The organism is Clostridioides sp. ZZV15-6597 (genome assembly GCF_020657815.1).
GTDB lineage: Bacteria > Bacillota > Clostridia > Peptostreptococcales > Peptostreptococcaceae > Clostridioides.
The window spans coordinates 1-2,895 of the sequence record NZ_JAGWCT010000197.1 but is presented as its reverse complement, the minus strand read 5'-3'; the positions used below and the strand labels follow the sequence as shown (position 1 = coordinate 2,895).

General features: G+C 27.8%; 1 protein-coding gene and 1 pseudogene. Both read right to left on the bottom strand.

Annotated features, from left to right (window positions below; translation table 11 throughout):
* Positions 1–99: 99 nt before the first annotated feature.
* Entirely contained in the window at positions 100–2,607 is a 2,508-nt protein-coding gene (locus KGF52_RS20720) for an MDR family MFS transporter (protein WP_227841477.1), read from the bottom strand.
* Positions 2,608–2,611: 4 nt separating this feature from the next.
* A pseudogene (locus KGF52_RS20715) lies at positions 2,612–2,895 on the bottom strand (TetR/AcrR family transcriptional regulator); the annotation flags it as partial.

The following is a 2,895-nucleotide window of genomic DNA, read 5'->3' as shown; positions in this document are numbered from 1 at the left end:
GAGAATAGTATTATATTGTAGTTTATATTAGTTAAAGATAAAGAATTTCAAATGTTTAAAATATAATATAGGCTTACAATATAATACTATTGGACTTGTTTATCTAGTTTTGTTTTCTTTATAGAATAACAATATTATGAATGCAAGTAAATTTACACAAAAAACTGTTATATACATCTGTCTAAATCCTAAATTTAGAGTAGATTGTAGTGTATTTTCTATTTTTATTTTATTGTTTTCTATAGAATTTATATAATCGAGTTTTGACTTATTAAAAGCTTTTGGTATTTCATCTTTTACTTCCTGTGTCTTTGCTAGAACTAATTGAAGCGATTTTTTTTGTTGCTCCATTGTGTCAAAACCTTTTTCCATGTCTTGTTTTTTATTCATGGAATCATTTAATTTTGTCTGAAGTTCTTTCTTTTGAGATTCCATGTTTTTAAGTTTTTTACGTAATTGTTTTCTTTGAGACTTAGTTTTTTGTAATTTGGTATTTAACTCAGCTCTTGCTTTTTTAAGTTGTTGTATTTGAGCATTTAGAGCTTCTTTTTTTTCATTTAAATTTGGTTTATTCTCACTAGAATTATTATTTTTATTTTCTGTAGAATCATTTTTATTACTGTTTGAGTCAGAATTACTAGTGTTATTTTGTTCTTGATTATTTGATGAATTTTCGTTATCAGGAGGAGTAGTACCTTGTGGTATTGTAGGTATTTTATTATAAGCAAGTGTCATTTCATTTATAGCTTTATCTTGTTTTTTTATACCTTGTTCCATACCTTTTATGCCTTTATCAGTTCCAGCGATACCTTTTTTTATTCCAGCTATTCCTTGATTAATACCAGTTCTAGCTTTTACCATATTGTCAATACCAGTTTGAATTCCTTTGATGCCACTGTTTAGTTTGTTTTCGCCTTCCTCAATACCATTTATTCCACTTTGAGTACCATCTATTCCTTTTTGAACATTTGATTCTATTTTTGTAATTACAGAAGGAACTTTTTCATCAAACATTGTTGTTGATATTTCTTTTGTGATGTTGGTAATATTGGTTGTATCTGCTGATTGAACTTTGTCTAGTAAGTATTTTGGTAGTTTGCCATCTGTCATATCCATATTAATACTTGATGAATCGTTCATATTTGGTATAGAAATATTTTTTAAATTCTTAGCCATTTCTGGGTCTGACTTTAAATCATCTATCATAGTTTCAAGTTCTTCAAGTTGAACTATTTTAGGTGTTGATGGCTTACCAACTATATCCATAATATTATCCTGTACAGATAATCCCGCATGTGCTATAAATCCAATCATTATTGCAGGCGAAATTGAAGTTCCAATTGAGCGTATTAGAGATAGTGTTGCAAGTGCAGAATTAGATTCTTCTATTTTTGTATTTGAAAGCATCATGTAATTTAAAGGTGTTCCCATAGTAAATCCCATTCCTAATCCCATAAATATTAGACTTACACATACACTAAATACTGTATTGGTTTTTAGTGCAATTAAAATTAGATAAAGAGAGCCTATCATAGATACTGAAAATCCAAGTAATAGTATCTTTTTTGCACCAAATTTATCGATAAGTCTTCCACTCAGAGGGGCAGCGATACCTGCAAACAATCCTAATATGGCAACAAAATATCCACCAGAACCAGCATTTATTTTTAATGCATTTTCAGCATATTGTGGAACAAATACCATACCCATCATTCCAATGCCAACAATTAAAGATAGAATGAGTACTATTAGTATTCTTGGATTTAAAAAATATTCGAAATTCAAAATAGGGTCTTTAGCTTTATTTTCAACAAATATAAAAATAGGTATAAGTATTATAAATGTCAATAAATAAGGATAAACTGATGTATCTTGTATAGAATTTTTAAAATTAAAAAAGTCTATATTCATAAGACCATATAACAAAGATACTATTATACATATCAACATTAATGTTCCTAATTTATCTATTTTCTCTGTAGATGGAGACTTATTATTTTTAATAAATAGTATTCCTCCAATAATTATAACCAAGCATATTGGAAGATTAACAAAAAACAACCATTTCCAATTTTGAGTTCCAAATATACTTAGTATTGTACTACCTATACTTGAGCCTAAAATATTTGCAATACCATAGGTTGCTCCAACTAAACCTAAAGCCATGCCTCTTTTGTTTTCTGGGAAAGTGGTTCCAAATTCTGCTGTAGCAATTGGCATAATTCCGCCTCCACCAATAGCTTGTATAACACGGCCAATTAGTAAAATATAAAAGTTGGAAAATAATGATGATAATCCACAGATTAATGAGCCACTACCAAATAGAAATATACTAACTAAATATACATATTTTCTTCCTATTTTATCTGCTAATTTACCAGAGATAGGGATTACAGACGCATATGTTAGTGTATATATAGTAATCATCCAAATTCCTGTTTTTTCATTTACACCTAGGCTATTTTGTATAATTGTTCTTGCTGGTGATACTATTCCAGTATCAATAGCTCCCATAAATATACCTAGAAGATAAAGAGTGAGTACTAAAAATAACTTTGGATTATTATCTTTGCTTTGAACACTAGTATTAGAATTCAAGGTAAACACCACCTTAATGTATTAATTTTTCAATATACGGCTTTAAATCTTCAAATTCTATATGAAGATATGTTGAGTATGAAAAAAACATTTTGATTATGATATTACATACTAATTTATCATTATTAAAGAAATTTTCTTGTTCTAAAGCTTCATATACTTTATTTGAAAGTTGCTCATGAAAATCATTTTTATGTTTTTTCATTTCGATAAATCTTTCCATTCCAAAAGTATCTAAAAAATCATCATATTGAATATTATGAACCTTGTTTATAAAATTTCTTATTTCTGTAAAGA